This is a genomic window from Candidatus Phycosocius bacilliformis, assembly GCF_003112735.1.
GTDB classification, from domain to species: Bacteria; Pseudomonadota; Alphaproteobacteria; order Caulobacterales; family Aquidulcibacteraceae; genus Aquidulcibacter; species Aquidulcibacter bacilliformis.
In genome coordinates, this window is the sequence record NZ_BFBR01000002.1 from 136,246 (window position 1) to 151,768 (window position 15,523).

Sequence of the window (15,523 nt, forward strand, 5' to 3'; positions counted from 1 at the left end):
AAATCGTCTCATCCGCAGGTCGCATGCCGTGATCCTGCCGCAAATCCTAACTCAGGAGTGGGCGCAGACCGTTTGGGATGTTTTGAATGGCACGCGTTGCTGCGCGATAACCCGTCTCCACGGCCGCATCAAAGGCCTTCCAATCACGCAATTGTATCCCTGCCATGTCAGGGACAATCAACAGGTCGGTCTTTTCACGTGATTTTGCAGGATCAAGCGATGCTGTTGCCGATCGCATCATCAATTCGGCAATTGGCGGAGCCGCATGCAGGCCATGGCGCGTGATCCAACTGAAGAAACTTTCAGGCTTGCGAAATTCCTCGGGGTTTAACGCACGCTGACGGGTAACATCCACCCCGATATTTGGCCCGCGGTGCAGGTCGATCATGGCGTTGATTGGAAAATTATCGAGCACTGCACCATCCACCAAAATGTCTTCCCCCGAGACCACGGGCGGCAGAATGCCCGGCAAGGCAATGGAGGCGCGTAATGCGTCGCGCAATCGACCAGATCTGTGCAGCTTTGGGCTGCCCAAAGTGAGATTGGTCGACAGACAGAAAAAAGACCGCGGCAAATCTTCAATCAGAACGTCACCAAAATTTGTCGCCAGCCGCTGGTCAACCTTGGCGCCTGACGTCATGGCCACCACCGGCAATACATAATCATTGAGCGGATTGTTGCGGACAAAACTGTCCCAGATGCGCCGCTCGATTTCGCCATCGTCCCAATCCAAGGCGACACAGGCGGCAATCACCCCTCCCATCGAGGTGCCGCCGACAAAATCAAACGAAATCCCCGCCTCGCGCAGCGCCCGGACAACGCCAATATGGGCATAAGCGCGTGCGCCACCGCCACCCAATACCAATCCGATTGATGTGCCGGTCAGAATGCGGGCCAACATCAAAACATCTTTTGGTTCGTCTTGGCGCCAATGGAACAGCCGTTGGGATTTGGTAGCTGCACTCCAGTCAGCAGCCGTGCTGCCTTTGGCGAGGACCGCTGCCCGATCTTGAGGGGCCACAAGAATTGTGTCGACCAATTGAAATTGCCGGGCTGGAGAAGCGGTGTCAGGCAACAGGCTTTCTGGTGGCGCCGTCTCTGCCCGGCCGAAAATCCATAATCGGTCAGCTTGACGTAGGCATAGTTTCAGCCATGCGCCATCACTCAGATCGGCTGCCAAAAGTACGATGTCGTTCCAAGCCTCAATCTCGTCAAACCAGCTTGCGGTCTGGCTGGCAGCTTCTGGTCCAACGACAATGGCACGCTTACCCAGTTTCGCCAGACCCTGCTTTAAGGTCTCAGCGCGCTTATGGATGTCCAATGTGGGCGAGGCGGCAATTAGGCTGAATACGCGGGGGTCAGCGCGGGGATTGCGCCGCCGGTTCTGGCGCGACCTGAACAGCATGGTCCGGGCCAGATTCTGCATCAATTGGGGGTGGCGTCGGATCAGCCTGTTGAAGGCTGTACGGTCAAGAGCCAAGAGTTCAGTATCGCGCAAGGCAAATACCGAGGCAGAGTGTGGTTCGCCGGCCACCAAGGCCATCTCACCCACCGGCTCTCCTTGGCGAATATGGCCAATGAATTCCTTGCTGCCATCGAGGCCACGACGAAACGCGCCCAGCGACCCAGAGCGAACAAACCATAGCGTGTCAGCCGGTTCACCTTCCTGAAACAGGGGCCAGCCGCCGGGCAAAGAATACCAGATTGCTGACTTTTCGACGTCCTTGAGCGCGGCCGCACCGGCATCACGCAAGAAAGGAAGACTGGCAAGGTCGAGCCCGGTCATCAGAAATTGCCACCCTGAAACATTATCCGTTCATGCTCCAAGGTGGCCTGATTCCCCGATTGGTCTGCGGTTTATTTGAACCGATAGCGCCCCTGCAGCGTGACCATCGGCCAGTAACGTGCTGCGTCAAGTTCGTCGACAACTTTAGCGCTTTCCAGAGCCAAATCTGCCTGAAACGCTGGGTTTGTCGCCAACAGGCCAGTCGAGGTATATTCCACTTTGGGCTTGCCCTGATAATAGACGCCGGCTTCCAGCGCTGTTTCGATTGGGCCAGCCATGAAGGCCACCCCAGCACCGAGGAAATAAGCCACATCGTCAAATTTGGCATGCGTATTGAGTGTGCCGACTTGGGCAGGCGTGTAAGAGGTATTGCCGATTGTCACATTGGTGGCAGGTGTGGCGGCGAGATCGAATTTGTTCTCATTGGCGAATATACCTGCGGTGACATAGAATGGGCTGCTGTCAAACCGATAATCGGCCTGCAACCCATATGAGCCCAGTTTTAAAGAACCATCATAGGCAATGCCGTCGATAGTGGTGTCATAGCCATAATCATAGGCTTGACCAATCCCACGTAGAACAACGTTTGGCGTGACGTCGACACCCACTTCACCGCCAAGGCCGCCGGTCCCGGCCCGCAGGCCCACCCAAGCCGGTTCAGCCGCTGTTGCAACAACAGGTGATAACGCAGCCATGAAGGCGGAGAGTGCGAAAAACTTTGTGTTGATTGTCATTTTTAAGACCCCACAAGAACACTGATCCAAGTGCCGCAATCTGGCCTGAGACCACCAAGAGAGAGCGGCGGCAAGTCTGAACTGAACCCGCCACTCTTCCATCATGGCAGAACCCTGTTAAACGAGTGTCAACGCCCGCTTGGCGGGAGACAAAGACGCAATCGCGGGGAGACCAGAGTGAGCCGTCTGACAAGTCGTATCGATACCAGCTCGCCAGCCTTTGAACGCAATCGGGAAAAAATGGCTGGCCTTGTCCAGCGCCTGCGCGGACAAACCAGTCGTGCGGCTTTGGGTGGCAGCGACGAGGCGCGCGCCCGCCATCAAAGCCGCGGGAAATTATTGCCACGTCAGCGGATCGATGGCTTGCTAGATCCTGGCAGCCCATTCTTGGAATTATCAGCCCTTGCCGCGCACGGTATGTATGGCGAAGATATTCCCGGCGCGGGTCTGATCACTGGGATTGGCCATGTGTGTGGTCGGCCGGTCATGGTTGTGTGCAATGACCCAACTGTCAAAGGTGGTACTTATTATCCGATGACGGTCAAAAAGCACGTCCGCGCCCAAGAAGTGGCCATGGAGAATAATTTGCCGTGCGTCTATCTGGTTGATTCAGGTGGTGCCAATTTGCCGCATCAGGCGGAAGTCTTTCCAGACAGGGATAATTTCGGGCGTATTTTCTATAATCAAGCCAATATGAGCGCGCGTGGAATCGCCCAGATCGCGGTTGTGATGGGGTCGTGTACTGCCGGTGGCGCCTATGTGCCCGCGATGAGCGACGAGACCATCATTGTGCGTAAACAAGGCACAATCTTTCTAGGAGGTCCGCCGCTGGTCAAGGCTGCCACGGGCGAGACAGTCAGTGCAGAGGATTTGGGCGGGGCAGATGTTCATGCCCGCAAGTCCGGGGTTGCAGACCATTATGCAGTGTCGGATGCCCATGCGCTGGAATTGGCGCGGCAATGTGTGGCGACCTTGGGTGAACCGGCCTCGACCTTATCCCGCCGGACATCACGGCCGCCGATCGAGGCGCTTGATGAGCTTTATGGTATCATCCCCGATGATGTGCGCACCCCCTATGATGTGCGCGAAGTCATTGCCCGTTTGGTTGACGGTTCTGAATTCCACGAATTCAAAAAGCTTTATGGGGAAACCTTGGTAACAGGCTTTGCCCATATCGATGGCTGGCCTGTAGCCATTATTGCCAATAATGGCGTTCTCTTTTCAGAAAGCGCCCAAAAAGGTGCCCATTTTATTGAATTGGCCTGCCAGCGCCGCATCCCGCTTTTATTCCTGCAGAATATCTCGGGCTTTATGGTTGGGCGCGACTATGAAGCCGGGGGGATCGCAAAAGACGGAGCTAAGATGGTCACGGCTGTGGCATGCGCCAATGTTCCGAAGCTAACAATTGTCATTGGCGGCTCGTATGGGGCTGGCAATTACGCCATGTGCGGCAGATCCTATTCTCCACGATTCTTGTGGCTGTGGCCCAATGCCCGCACCAGCGTAATGGGCGGGGAACAGGCTGCCAGCGTCCTTGCGACATTGCGCCGCGATGGCATTGAAGCCAAGGGTGGTACATGGAGTGAAGCCGACGAAGAGGCCTTCAAACAACCGATTCGCCAGAAGTACGAGGAAGAGGGCGATCCATATTATGCAACGGCGCGTCTTTGGGACGATGGCATTATCGACCCCCTCGAGACACGGCGGGTGGTTTCTCTTTCGTTGGCCAGTGTGGCGGGCGCACCCATTGAACCTCCCCGGTTTGGTGTGTTCCGCATGTAGGAGGCGGTTGATATGGCAGACGCGGAAAACGTGATGGGTGTAGAGGGCGATCATGTTGTGTTGAACATATCGCCAGATGGCGCAGCCATGGTGACGCTTAATCGGCCCGAGAAGAAAAATGCCTTTGATGAAATCACCATCGCTGCCTTGATGGATGTTTTTGAGACCATTCGGGTGTCAGACGGGATCCGTGTGGTTTTCATCAGAGGCGCAGGCACAACCTTTTGTGCGGGGGCTGACCTCGACTGGATGCAGCGTCAGGCCCGTCATGATTTTGATGATAATGAGGCCGATGCCCGTGCTTTGGCGCATATGCTGCAAGCGCTGCATGATTTACCCCAGCTCACGGTGGCACTCGTTCACGGCGGTGCGTTTGGCGGTGGCGCTGGTTTGGTTGCGGCGTGCGATTATGCCATTGCGGTGGCGGGAAGCCGGTTCTGCTTTACCGAAGTCAGGCTTGGTCTGACCCCTGCCACCATTTCCCCCTTCGTGATCGAGGCGATCGGGCCGCGGCAGGCGCGCGCTATGTTTGCCACGGCAATGCCGTTTGACGCAGCGCGGGCGTATGAAATGGGCCTCATTCAAGAAATCGCTGCAGATCTTGATGATCTTGCCAAGCGCGAGGAGCGGCTGGCGGATTTAGCATTTGCTGCCGCACCAGGTGCTGTCGCCGATGCCAAATTGCTGGTGAAAGATGTAGCCGGTAAGCCAGTGAATGCTGTGTTGGCAAACGAAACCGCACGACGCATTGCCACGCGCCGCGCCAGTCCTGAAGGTCAAGAGGGACTTGCCGCCTTCCTTGAAAAACGCGCACCAAATTGGGCAAAAGGGTCCTGATATGGCTTGACCGTCCGCCACCGCGCCGCCAAACATAACGAATATGTTACTGATGGATGTTGCGATGGATAGTGTGGCAGACCTCAATCTTGAAAATGCAGGCCCGTTGGTAACTGGGACGCCAAAGCGCGGGAAAAACCATCACAATACCCGTCTGATTGGGACGCCTTGCAAGAATTGCGACACGCCCTTGACCGGGGATTATTGTCACGCTTGCGGCCAGTCAGCGCATGTGCACCGCTCTTTCTTACATGTTCTCGAAGAGGTGGTGCATGGCATAACCCATTTCGATTCCAAGACTTGGCGGTCACTCCCCATGCTGGTGTTTCGGCCAGGCACAATGACGCGCAATTATGTTATGGGTCATCGCAGCCGCTATGTGCCGCCGTTCTCAATGTTCTTGGCGTCGGTGTTCTCGATGTTTCTGGTGTTCGCCTTGGTCGGCGGGCCAGGCTTTGTGAAGCAGAATAACAGCACCCCGACAGAACGCGTCGATGCAGCGCGGGAGCATAAAGCGGATGTGGCGACCGACCTCAAAGAGGGGCAAGCCGATTTAGCAACGTCCCAAGCCGCCCTTGCCGCTATCAAGGCCAAACCAAAAGCAGATCAAGACCCGGTTGATGTGAAGCTGGCCGAGGCAGAAGTTGCTTCACAGACAAAGGCCGTCCAAACGCTTCAAGCGCGTCTCAATCAGGCCGACGCCGACCTCACGCAAGCGGTCACCTCTGCCAAGGCACAAACACAGCCGATGGCCACAGATGCTGATGAAAAGGCGCAAGCAGCCAAGCGCGCCCAACAGCTCGCCGACCTGCGCAAGGAACGCGACAAAGCGGTTGCTGGGGGTGATCAAGTGGCAATTGCGGCCATTGATGCAGCCATCAAACTGGTGGAGTCGAATGCACCGGCAACCGCCCAGATCCAATCGGGCAATGTGACGGCGGCTGGAAATGATTTTCAGACTAATTTTGCCAATTTTCTCAAATCAGATGTTCAGATCGAGTCGCCTTGGCCGGAACTCAACGAAAAGCTGCGCCATAAACTTCAGAACCCTGAATTGTTTCTCTACAAGCTTCAAAACACTGTCTACAAGTTCTCCTTCCTGCTTATTCCCATTAGTCTGCCTTTCATATGGCTATTGTTGTTCTGGAAAAGAGACGTGACGCTTTATGATCACGCCGTTTTTGCGTTGTATTCTTTGTCCTTTATGTCCTTCCTGTTTCTGGCCTTGGCACTATCGTCGCATTGGATCAGTTGGTCCGATCATGGCGGATGGATTTTCGGCGCGGTGATCACCCATCTCTATTTCCACTTCAAAGGCGCCTATAATCTTGGCTGGATCGGGGCAGGGTGGCGAACAGCTGTTTTCGGCGCCATGTTTGCGCCGGTTGCTCTCGCTCTGTTTTTCGTGGCCATAATCGTCCTGGGGGCAGTGGGCTGACCACAAGGCTTGACCGGTGCACAGGCGTGACTGAAGTTGGCAGGGTGAGTCCCCGGCAATGATGCCGGGTGCAGGCCCTCAGTATGAGGGTCACACTGGAGGGCCTGTCAGGGGGCGGTGGCACCAAGCCATCGCGACCAAAGGCACCTCTTCTGACAAGAAAGCTGCGTTGCTTGGTCCTTGGTGGGACCAGAAGTGCACGAGAAACCAGGGTTAAGGGAACAGGGCGTGTTCAAAAGCTTGTTGATTGCCAATCGCGGCGAGATTGCTTGCCGTGTTATCCGCACTGCTCGCCGTCTGGGGATCAAGACTGTCGCGGTTTATTCCGACGCTGACCGGGCCGCTAAACATGTACGCGAGGCCGATCATGCTGTTCGGCTTGGCCCAGCACCGGCACGCGACTCTTATTTGCGTGGCGATCTGATCATCCAAGCGGCCCGTGAGACCGGGGCTGAAGCGATCCATCCAGGCTATGGTTTTCTTTCAGAAAATCCAGAATTTGCAGAAAGCTGTGCGCAAGCAGGAATCGCCTTTGTTGGGCCGCGGCCTGACGCCATTCGTGACATGGGGTTGAAGGATCGGGCGAAAGCGATTGCGGTCAGCGTTGGCGCACCTGTTTTGCCCGGCTATTGGGAAAGTGATCAGCAGCCTGAAGTTCTTGCCAAAGCGGCCGCAGCGATTGGATTTCCGCTGCTCATCAAGGCGGTCGCAGGCGGGGGCGGACGTGGCATTCGCATTGTCGAAGGCTTGGATCAATTCCACGCTGCCTTGGAATCAGCCCGGCGCGAGGCAGCAGCTTCTTTCGGCGACGACCGGGTTATGCTCGAAAAACTTGTGCTGCGCCCGCGCCATCTTGAAGTCCAAGTGTTTGGTGACCAGCATGGCAATCTTGTCCATCTGTTTGAGCGCGACTGTTCGATCCAACGTCGGCGGCAAAAGCTGATTGAAGAGGCCCCAGCGCCCGGCATGACAGAAGCGGTTCGTGAAAGTCTAACCCAAGCAGCGCTCAAAATCGCTAAAGCGGTCAATTATTCAAATGCAGGAACCGTGGAGTTTGTCGCAGACGGCACCGGACCCTTGCGACCAGACGGCTTTTGGTTCTTGGAAATGAATACGCGCCTTCAGGTTGAACATCCGGTCACAGAAGCCATTACCGGACTGGACTTGGTTGAATGGCAATTGCGGGTGGCAGCCGGTGAAGCCCTGCCATTGAGCCAAACTGAGATCACGCTCACTGGTGCTGCTATTGAGGCACGGATTGTGGCTGAGGACCCAGCCAAGGGCTTCTTACCATCTGCAGGCCGGATTACGGGGCTTACGCCCGACGTGCCGGCCGGGGCGGACAGCTCTATCCGCATCGACACGGGTTTTGATCTGGGAGACATTTTTCCAGATGCCTATGATTCCCTTGTGGAAAAAGCCATTGCATGGGGCCCTAATCGGGCGGCCGCTTTAAGTGGTCTACAAGCCCACTTGCACGGGCGTGTCGTGACAGGCATTGACACCAATATTGGCTATTTGGCGCGCCTGTGCGGTGTGGCAGGTTTTGTAAACGGGGCAGTCCATACAGGGTTGTTGGAAGACGAATCCATAAGCCTTCAGAAGCCGGACGGCCTGTCCGCGCGCCGGGTGGGATTGGCGGCCATTGGTGTTCAGGTCAGCCGCGAAATGGCCGCATCTGCGGCGCGCTCACCTTTCGGGACGGCTGATGGCTGGCGGCTGAATGCACAGCCCGAATTGTCTGTTCGTCTCCGCCTTGAGGAGCAGGAAGTCGAGGTGGTCCTTCACAGCGACGATGTTCAACTGGCGGCGGGCTTGAAGGGGGATCATGCGGTGGTTCCACGCCGATTGATCCATGTATTTGGTGGGCCCGATGTGTGGACCATCCTTATTGCTGAAAGCCCCCGCCCTGGAAGTTCCGGCGAGCATGATGTTGCGGCTACTCTGATGCTTGATGCGGCGGGTGTGTCATTGGTCGAGCAGGGGGAGGTCTGGCGGTACACTTTCCCCCGGCCAGAAGCCAGCGCCGACAATCTGGAGGCAGCCGATGAGATTAAGGCCCCTTTGCCGGGCAAAATCGCTATACTCCGCGCAGAACCGGGCCAGAAAGTCCAAGCAGGTGATGTGCTGGTTATCCTTGAAGCGATGAAAATGGAACATGCCTTGACGGCCAGCCGCGACGGGGTGATTGCCGAAACATTGGTTCATGAGGGTCGTCAAGTCAAAGCTGCTGACGTGCTGGTTCGGCTTGAACCACAGGACGGCGCTTCATGAATGCTGCTCTGATTACTGTGCTGATGGCCGCGATTGGAACGGCACTTTTAGCCTTTGTTGGCTTCAAGCTCGGCCTCAATGTAGAGCGGCGGCTCAAAGATTCCGATGAAGTGATCGCAGCGGTGTGTGCTTATGTCGGGACTGAGGCCAATTATCACATTGTGATGTCGAATAATCATCGTGCCGCTTTGGCCTATGGTGATGACCAGTCTGGTTATGTGGTGACGGTCCTGGGTGACAAGCGGCTGGTGCGCAGTTTGCACGACGCAAAAATCATGGTTGTGGCCCCAGATCGTCTCTATGTATCTTTTGCAGACTTGGGATTTGAGCCTGTACATATTCATGCTGAGAAGGCTGCCATCACGGCGGCACTTGCAGGTTTAGGGAGGCGTGAGGCGACATGAATCTGCCTGATCCTGTGACCTGGGCCATTCCGTTGTTTGGCGTGCTTGTCATCGCTGAAATGATCCGTGCGCGGCAAAGCAAGGATGTCACCTATGAAGCCAAGGATGCCGCGGCCAGCCTCACGATGGGATTTGGCAATACAGTCGCCAAACTGTTGACCGGCGGCATGGCTGTAGCCGCAACCACTTTTGTTTATCAGTATCGCCTGTTTGATATCGGTTATGCGGCCTGGGCATTAGTGGCCTGCTTTTTCCTTGAAGACCTATGTTATTATTGGTTTCATCGGATCAGCCACGAGCGACGCTGGTTTTGGGCCAGCCATGTGGTCCACCACACGTCACAGCACTATAATTTGTCGACTGCGCTGCGCCAGACATGGACAGGGACCATCGGCTTTACCTTTGTCTTCTGGCTCCCGATGGCATGGATCGGCTTTCCTCCGCCAATGATCGCATTCTTCTCGGGCCTCAGTTTGGTCTATCAGTTCTGGATCCATACCGAGGCAATTGACCGATTAGGGCCTTTAGAATGGGTGTTGAACACACCCAGCCACCACCGCGTGCACCATGCCACCAATCCGCGCTATCTTGATGCCAATTATGCCGGTGTCCTGATCATCTGGGACCGCCTGTTCGGGACGTTTGTGGGCGAAGACAAGGCCGATAAGCCAGTCTATGGTGTGGTGTCGAACCTGCACACGTTCAATCCCCTACGCATTGCCTTCCACGAATGGGTTGGGATGGCACGGGATGTGTGGACCGCTCGAGGCTGGCGCAACCGGCTCGGCTTTGTCTTCGGGCCGCCGGGTTGGACCCCTGATGGCTCACGCCCCACCAGTGCCAGCATCAAGGCTAAGTGGCAGGCCAAACAGGCCGCTGGCAGTGCGGCTGACTCCAAGCCCTGTACGTCGACACCCGACCACCTAGTTTAGCCATCATGGCGTTGCATGTAATCAAATTGTGCGTGGGGGCGGTCTCAATCCAGGATTTGGTGGATTGGCACGACCATCAGGCTTTCTCGCGTCTGGCACTTGGCTTAGACCCTCGTCCAGTTTGCGACACCCGCATGACGCCCAAACGGCGCAGCGAAATCCTCGATGGCGGCTCGCTCTATTGGGTCATCAAAGGACAGATTTTGGTCCGTCAGGAGATTGAAGATATTGTAACATTGGAGGAGGCGGATGGTCGCACGCGCTGCGAGATCGTGCTGAAACATCATCATATTCTGACTGCCCCACGCCGACGGGCCGCATTTCAAGGCTGGCGCTATTTGCAGGTTAAGGATGCCCCTCCTGACCTTAAGAACCTCGATGGTGGTGATGAATTGCCCGAGCCATTGCGCAAAGAATTGCTGGACCTTGGGGCTTGGTAGGTCAGTCGAGCCCACAATTATCGATCAGGCGGGTTTGACCCAGCCATGCGGCCACCAAAATGCGGGCAGGGTCACCAGCTTGCCACGGACTGAGGGTTTCTGCATGGCAGACCTCAAGATAATCAACCGCGCGAAAGCCAGCTGACAAGATACGCTTGATACCGGCCTCCATATGCATGGCGAGCTGTGCGGGCTCATCGCGCACCTTCAAAGCCAAATCATCCAATACCTGCTTTAACACAGGCGCGGCCGCCCGCTCAGCATCGGACAGATAGGCATTGCGCGAAGACAGGGCTAGGCCATCGACCTCACGTCTTGTGGGTGCGGCCACAATGTCGACCCCCAGATCAAGATCAATGACCATGCGCTTGATGACCTGCAATTGCTGCCAGTCTTTTTCGCCAAAAACGGCGACATCGGGCAGGGCCTGCAGGAAAAGTTTAGTGACGACAGTTGCAACCCCACCAAAAAAATGCGGGCGAAACGCACCTTCAAGTCGTTCGGCTACCCGTCCTGGTGTGATGCTTGTATCAAATCCGGCCGGATACATGACATGGGTGGTTGGTGCATAAAGGCCATCGCAGCCCGCCGTTGAGAGCGCGTCCCTATCGGCTGCCTCTTGGCGGGGGTAGCGGTCAAGATCTTCGTGCGGCGCAAATTGGGTCGGATTGACGAAAATCGACGCGATGACCCGGTCAGCTTTGCTCTGCGCAATCCTAATCAGATCAAGATGGCCAGCATGCAGCGCGCCCATGGTTGGAACAAGGGCAATCTTTTGCCCATCTTGACGCCAAGCAGTGACCTGTTGGCGCAGATCGGCTTTGGTGCGGAAGACGGGTAAAGGCGGCATTGTCCACTCCAAAACAAAGACTTGGGGCGTGTTGGTCACTCAAAATGGCGGAAAGACCCCCTCAGCGCCTTAAACCCCTCTTTACTACGTCACGCTAGGATTTTTGGCATGATGAAGAAGTTGCACTCTGGATTCGTGATATCGTCGGCCCTTTGTCTGGGCGCGATGGGATTATCCTTGCCCGCAACCCATGCCTTTGCACAATCTCCCGGCGCACTGGCAACCTCGCCCTATTTGCCACAGATCGGACCTGACAAAGCCGTGTCAGGGGCCCCAGTTACGGCGTCGATTGGTCCTAATCAACCATTACCCAAGGCGGTCGCGTTGCAAACTGATGCCGGGTCGCACCGTCTGCCCGTTCCGATTGTGGTGTTTCAGGGTCGGCCCGCATCGCCCATTACTCTGCCAGCAGCGGCTGACATAATCCCTCTTCACGCCATTCCATCACCGGCAGAGATAAGCCAGTTGCAGAACGCCTCGTCGGCACCTGTTCCTTTGCCATTGGCTCAAACTGTCACCGCGCCTCAAAAGGAAGCCTCACCAAAGCCCCCCTCGGCTTTTCGACGTATTTGGCGTGATACGCGCAAGAGTGTGGTCCATGATGTTCCAGAGGCGCTGGCCGATGCTTTGCCTTGGGTTGACCGTCCCCGAAAAGACGAACCACTCGACGATGTTTTGGCGCGCGTTTCATCTGATTTGGCGCGGGCATCTGCTCACGATCCAGAATGGGTAGGCCCTGCAGAAACTGAGTTGCGGCAATTGTCTAAGCGCCTGTCGACCCTGGCCGAGCCGACCCCTATCTCCATGACCCCTGAAACCGCGCGCCAGCCCGTCAGCGCGCCCGTTGAGGTAAGGCCTTTCCGGCCCCGACCAATCTGGCCGGGTGCTTCTGGTCGGCCAGAGCCGCAATCGCGCCCAGTAGCTGTTGCCACAGGCACAGAGGTTCAGCCGGGGCCGCAGGCGCAAGGTCGCCGGTTGCCGCCCCCAACGGACTGGGTTGAGGACGAGCCTGCCGCTGAGAAATCCCCTTCGCCACGCGTCGTGCCCAAGAGGCCGCGCCGTCCATCCCGCTAGCGGCACTTGTCCCCAAATGCGGGCTTAAAAGCTGCGTTCGCCAATTGGCAAGCTCTGCCAATCGGTTGAATAACTCGTCTTTGGGCAGTCCTTTCATTAGAAGGTGGGCGCCCAAAGCGATAGGTGGGGGACAATTTGGGGCACGTCATTGTTGTTGGAAATGAAAAAGGCGGTGCCGGTAAGTCGACCCTTTCGGTCCATATTGCGGTGGCCTGCGCCATTTCAGGCCTAAAGGTGGCGGCCCTCGATCTTGACAGACGTCAGCGTACTTTTGAACGCTATTTCGAGAACCGAGCGCGATGGTCGGCGACACATGAAACAGAACTTCCAACGCCAGACTTTTTTTATTTGAGCAAGGCCACGGCGGAGCGCCGGGTTGATGCCGAGGCGGAAGAAACCGAAGCGACGCGGACACTGATTGCGGCAATGCGCGACAGCCATGATATCGTGCTTGTCGATGCCCCGGGCGCGGATACACCTGCCTCGCGCGCAGCCCACGCCTGTGCCGACACATTGGTGAGCCCACTCAATGACAGTTTCATCGACTTTGATCTGCTTGCCGAAATTGATCCAGTCACTGGCGAGGTCGGCAAACCCAGCGTTTATGCCGAAATGGTGTGGGAGGCGCGCAAGCAGAAGGCTGCAAGCCGGGGAAAGCCGATTGATTGGGTGCTGATGCGCAACCGCCTGTCTCCGCTTGATGCCAAGAATAAGCGCCGTGTAGGTGATGCCTTGAGCGCCTTGGCTCAACGGATCGGTTTTCGGGTTGCACCGGGCCTGTCAGAACGCGTCATTTATCGTGAAATGTTCACCGCCGGCCTGACATTGTTGGACCTCACGGACGAAGGTGCAGCCGCCACTTTTACCTTGAGCCATGTCGCCGCTCGGCAAGAATTGCGCGATTTGATTCTGGCCCTCAAGCTGCCCCCATTGGGGGAAGCTGGGCAATTGGGATTTTAGGATCGGTTTAGGCGGTCACTCCAAGCCTTAAGGCATGGGCGCGCCGCGCGAGGCGACCAAGATCTGATACCATTCATCAGCGCTCAGTGAGACCTTGGCGACCTCGCGGGTCTCCAGAATGCGCGCAGGGTTTTGCGTCCCGACCAGCGCGATCGGTTGGCTGGGGTGACGGCCAACCCAGGCATAAGCAATTGAGGTACGCGACACGCCATGGCGTGCGGCCACCGCATCAAGGGCGGCGATCACTGCTTTGGTCCGACTATCCTCACCATTTTTTGCAAGTCTGCCACCCCCCAGTGGCGACCAGGCCAAAACCGACGCGCCAATCTCCATGGCCAGGTCGAGTGTACCATCGATCATGGCGTCAAGTGCGATTGGAGAAAACTCAGGTTGGAATGACACGATTGGATGGTCGAGATGGGCAGCCAGAGCGCGGGTCTGGGCGATTGTGTAATTTGAGACGCCGAAGGTGCGAATCTTGCCGCTTTCGATCAAATGATTGACTGCGCGCGCAATTTCTTCTGGATGCGTCAATAAATCAGGCCGGTGAATCTGCCACAGATCAAGGCTCTCAATCCGCATCCGCTTGAGGGAGGCCTCACACGCACCGACCAGATAATCATAGCTGGAATCATACGGGCGTGGCGGGATGATACCGCCCTTGCTGGCCAACACCATCTTGGCACGCAATTCTGGCGCTTGGGCAAACACCTCACCCAAGAGCGCTTCAGCATCACCAAAGCCTCCAGAGCCGTTAAAGCCATAAATGTCTGCAGTATCAAAAAAATTGATACCTGCCTCAAAGACCGAGTCGATCAATCGGCGCGCGCTGGCAACATCTTGGCCAGCAAACCGCCACATGCCCCACCCAAGACCGGTCACCATCAAGCCAGATTGGCCGAGCGGGCGGAGGGTTGTGGGTGATAAAATGGTCATGGTGGGCCCCTTTGGCAAACAAAAACAATGCAGAGATTGGGGGGCTTGTAGACCAACTTGCACGCGGCTCGCTAGCCGTGGCATGTCAGGTGCTGCAGATGGGGCAAATGGGGCTTGTGCCTCTTTCGGAAAGGCAGGTTCATGGCAGAAATTGGTGGTGGTCGGCCGCGGCAACATCGGTCCGTCAGGATAATTGCTGCAGGTGCTAGCCTTGTTCTCTTAGCGCTTGTCGCCTTTTGGCCCGCGCCAAAGCCCGTAAAGCATAACTATTTCGCCAGCCTTGCCCCGCAGAAAGCGGAAGTGATCGCCCACGGAGGCGGGCAAGGTAATGCGCCGCCTGACACTCTGGAAGCCTTGCAGCTAGCAGATGACATGGGTGCTGATGTCTTGGAGATTGACCTCCAACTCACACAGGATGGGGTCCTGGTTCTCCATCATGATGACACGCTTGATCGGATTACCGACATGAAAGGGCCGATTGCGTCCTATCGCTGGGCTGATTTGCAAAAAGCTGATTCAGGCTTTCACACCTCAATCAATGGCCAATCTTTCCGGGGCAAAGGGATCAAAATTGCCCGCCTCGAACAGGCGTTTGACCGCTTCCCCGGTCGGCGCTGGGTTATCGAAATCAAAAATGACAGCATTGTCGCAAGCCAAACGCTGTGTGAGCTGATTGAGCGTTATGATGCCCGGGCACGCGTCATTGTCGCCTCATTCCATGATTCAGCTATGACGGCGTTCCGCACGGCTTGCCCGCACGTTGCCACAGCCCTGTCCACTGGAGAGGTGCGTCTGTTCCTCATCGCATCGCATTTACGTCTATCGCGCTTTGTGACCTCACCGGGGGTCGCCTTACAGATACCCACGGCGGCGGCTGGCTTTGATCTAACCGATCGTCATTTTCTGGCTACCGCACGTGCGCGCGGCCTCAAAATCCAGTATTGGACCATCAATGATCCCAAGGAGATGCGCCGACTGGTTGATTTAGGTGCAGACGGGATCATGACCGACTATGTCCAGCGGTTTGACAAGGCTTGGGTGCGACCGTGAGGGTTAGGTAACAAGGATTTGATCAC

At 56.5% G+C, this 15,523-nt stretch carries 14 protein-coding genes; 10 read left to right on the top strand and 4 right to left on the bottom strand.

All coding sequences use genetic code 11. From position 1 onward, the window contains the following. Nucleotides 1-46: 46 nt before the first annotated feature. Nucleotides 47-1,786 (bottom strand): patatin-like phospholipase family protein, encoded by a 1,740-nt coding sequence (locus PbB2_RS03930; protein WP_108984007.1) that lies wholly within the window; start codon nucleotides 1,784-1,786, stop codon nucleotides 47-49. 71 nt (nucleotides 1,787-1,857) lie between these two features. Further along, nucleotides 1,858-2,520, bottom strand: a complete 663-nt coding sequence (locus tag PbB2_RS03935) for a hypothetical protein (RefSeq protein WP_108984008.1) — start codon at nucleotides 2,518-2,520, stop codon at nucleotides 1,858-1,860. A gap of 177 nt (nucleotides 2,521-2,697) precedes the next feature. Between PbB2_RS03935 and PbB2_RS03940 the strand changes: the two genes are divergently transcribed. The 7 genes from PbB2_RS03940 to PbB2_RS03970 all read left to right on the top strand — a co-directional run bounded on the left by PbB2_RS03940 (nucleotide 2,698) and on the right by PbB2_RS03970 (nucleotide 10,627). Continuing rightward, nucleotides 2,698-4,302, top strand: coding sequence for a carboxyl transferase domain-containing protein (locus PbB2_RS03940; protein WP_305790437.1), 1,605 nt, complete (start codon nucleotides 2,698-2,700; stop codon nucleotides 4,300-4,302). A gap of 12 nt (nucleotides 4,303-4,314) precedes the next feature. Further along, entirely contained in the window at nucleotides 4,315-5,139 is an 825-nt protein-coding gene (locus PbB2_RS03945; RefSeq protein WP_238164843.1) for an enoyl-CoA hydratase-related protein, read from the top strand. 43 nt (nucleotides 5,140-5,182) lie between these two features. Continuing rightward, nucleotides 5,183-6,577: a DUF3667 domain-containing protein gene (locus PbB2_RS03950; RefSeq protein WP_108984009.1), complete on the top strand. Its 1,395-nt coding sequence runs from the start codon at nucleotides 5,183-5,185 to the stop codon at nucleotides 6,575-6,577. Nucleotides 6,578-6,805: 228 nt separating this feature from the next. Then, nucleotides 6,806-8,851 carry an acetyl/propionyl/methylcrotonyl-CoA carboxylase subunit alpha gene (locus PbB2_RS03955; protein WP_108984285.1) on the top strand — a complete coding sequence of 682 codons (2,046 nt, stop codon included), beginning with the start codon at nucleotides 6,806-6,808 and terminating at the stop codon, nucleotides 8,849-8,851. Next, a complete protein-coding gene (locus PbB2_RS03960) occupies nucleotides 8,848-9,255 on the top strand; it encodes a hypothetical protein (RefSeq protein WP_108984010.1) in 408 nt (135 codons plus the stop codon). Before PbB2_RS03955 ends, PbB2_RS03960 begins: the two co-directional genes overlap by 4 nt. Beyond that, nucleotides 9,252-10,187 (top strand): sterol desaturase family protein, encoded by a 936-nt coding sequence (locus PbB2_RS03965; RefSeq protein WP_108984011.1) that lies wholly within the window; start codon nucleotides 9,252-9,254, stop codon nucleotides 10,185-10,187. The genes PbB2_RS03960 and PbB2_RS03965 overlap by 4 nt, the downstream gene beginning before the upstream one ends. Nucleotides 10,188-10,192: 5 nt before the next feature. Next, nucleotides 10,193-10,627, top strand: coding sequence for a DUF1489 family protein (locus tag PbB2_RS03970; RefSeq protein ID WP_108984012.1), 435 nt, complete (start codon nucleotides 10,193-10,195; stop codon nucleotides 10,625-10,627). Between the two features lies 1 nt (nucleotide 10,628). Here PbB2_RS03970 and panC read toward each other — a convergent pair whose 3' ends face one another. Beyond that, entirely contained in the window at nucleotides 10,629-11,477 is an 849-nt protein-coding gene (gene panC, locus PbB2_RS03975; protein ID WP_108984013.1) for a pantoate--beta-alanine ligase, read from the bottom strand. Nucleotides 11,478-11,585: 108 nt separating this feature from the next. On the opposite strand from panC, the gene PbB2_RS03980 reads away from it, so the two are divergent. Together PbB2_RS03980 and PbB2_RS03985 are read left to right on the top strand one after the other, a co-directional pair. Further along, complete coding sequence (locus PbB2_RS03980) at nucleotides 11,586-12,551, top strand: hypothetical protein (RefSeq protein ID WP_133245706.1); 966 nt, start codon at nucleotides 11,586-11,588, stop codon at nucleotides 12,549-12,551. Nucleotides 12,552-12,686: 135 nt separating this feature from the next. Beyond that, on the top strand, nucleotides 12,687-13,511 hold the full coding sequence (locus PbB2_RS03985; protein ID WP_108984286.1) for a division plane positioning ATPase MipZ: 825 nt from the start codon (nucleotides 12,687-12,689) through the stop codon (nucleotides 13,509-13,511). 27 nt (nucleotides 13,512-13,538) lie between these two features. Here the strand turns inward: PbB2_RS03985 and PbB2_RS03990 are convergent, their stop codons facing one another. Next, nucleotides 13,539-14,447, bottom strand: coding sequence for an aldo/keto reductase (locus PbB2_RS03990; RefSeq protein ID WP_192576150.1), 909 nt, complete (start codon nucleotides 14,445-14,447; stop codon nucleotides 13,539-13,541). 141 nt (nucleotides 14,448-14,588) lie between these two features. Here PbB2_RS03990 and PbB2_RS03995 point away from each other — a divergent pair, with 141 nt between their 5' ends. Beyond that, the gene (locus PbB2_RS03995; RefSeq protein ID WP_108984015.1) at nucleotides 14,589-15,497 is read left to right on the top strand and encodes a glycerophosphodiester phosphodiesterase family protein; all 909 of its coding nucleotides are present in this window, start codon (nucleotides 14,589-14,591) and stop codon (nucleotides 15,495-15,497) included. The last annotated feature ends 26 nt before the right edge of the window (nucleotides 15,498-15,523 follow it).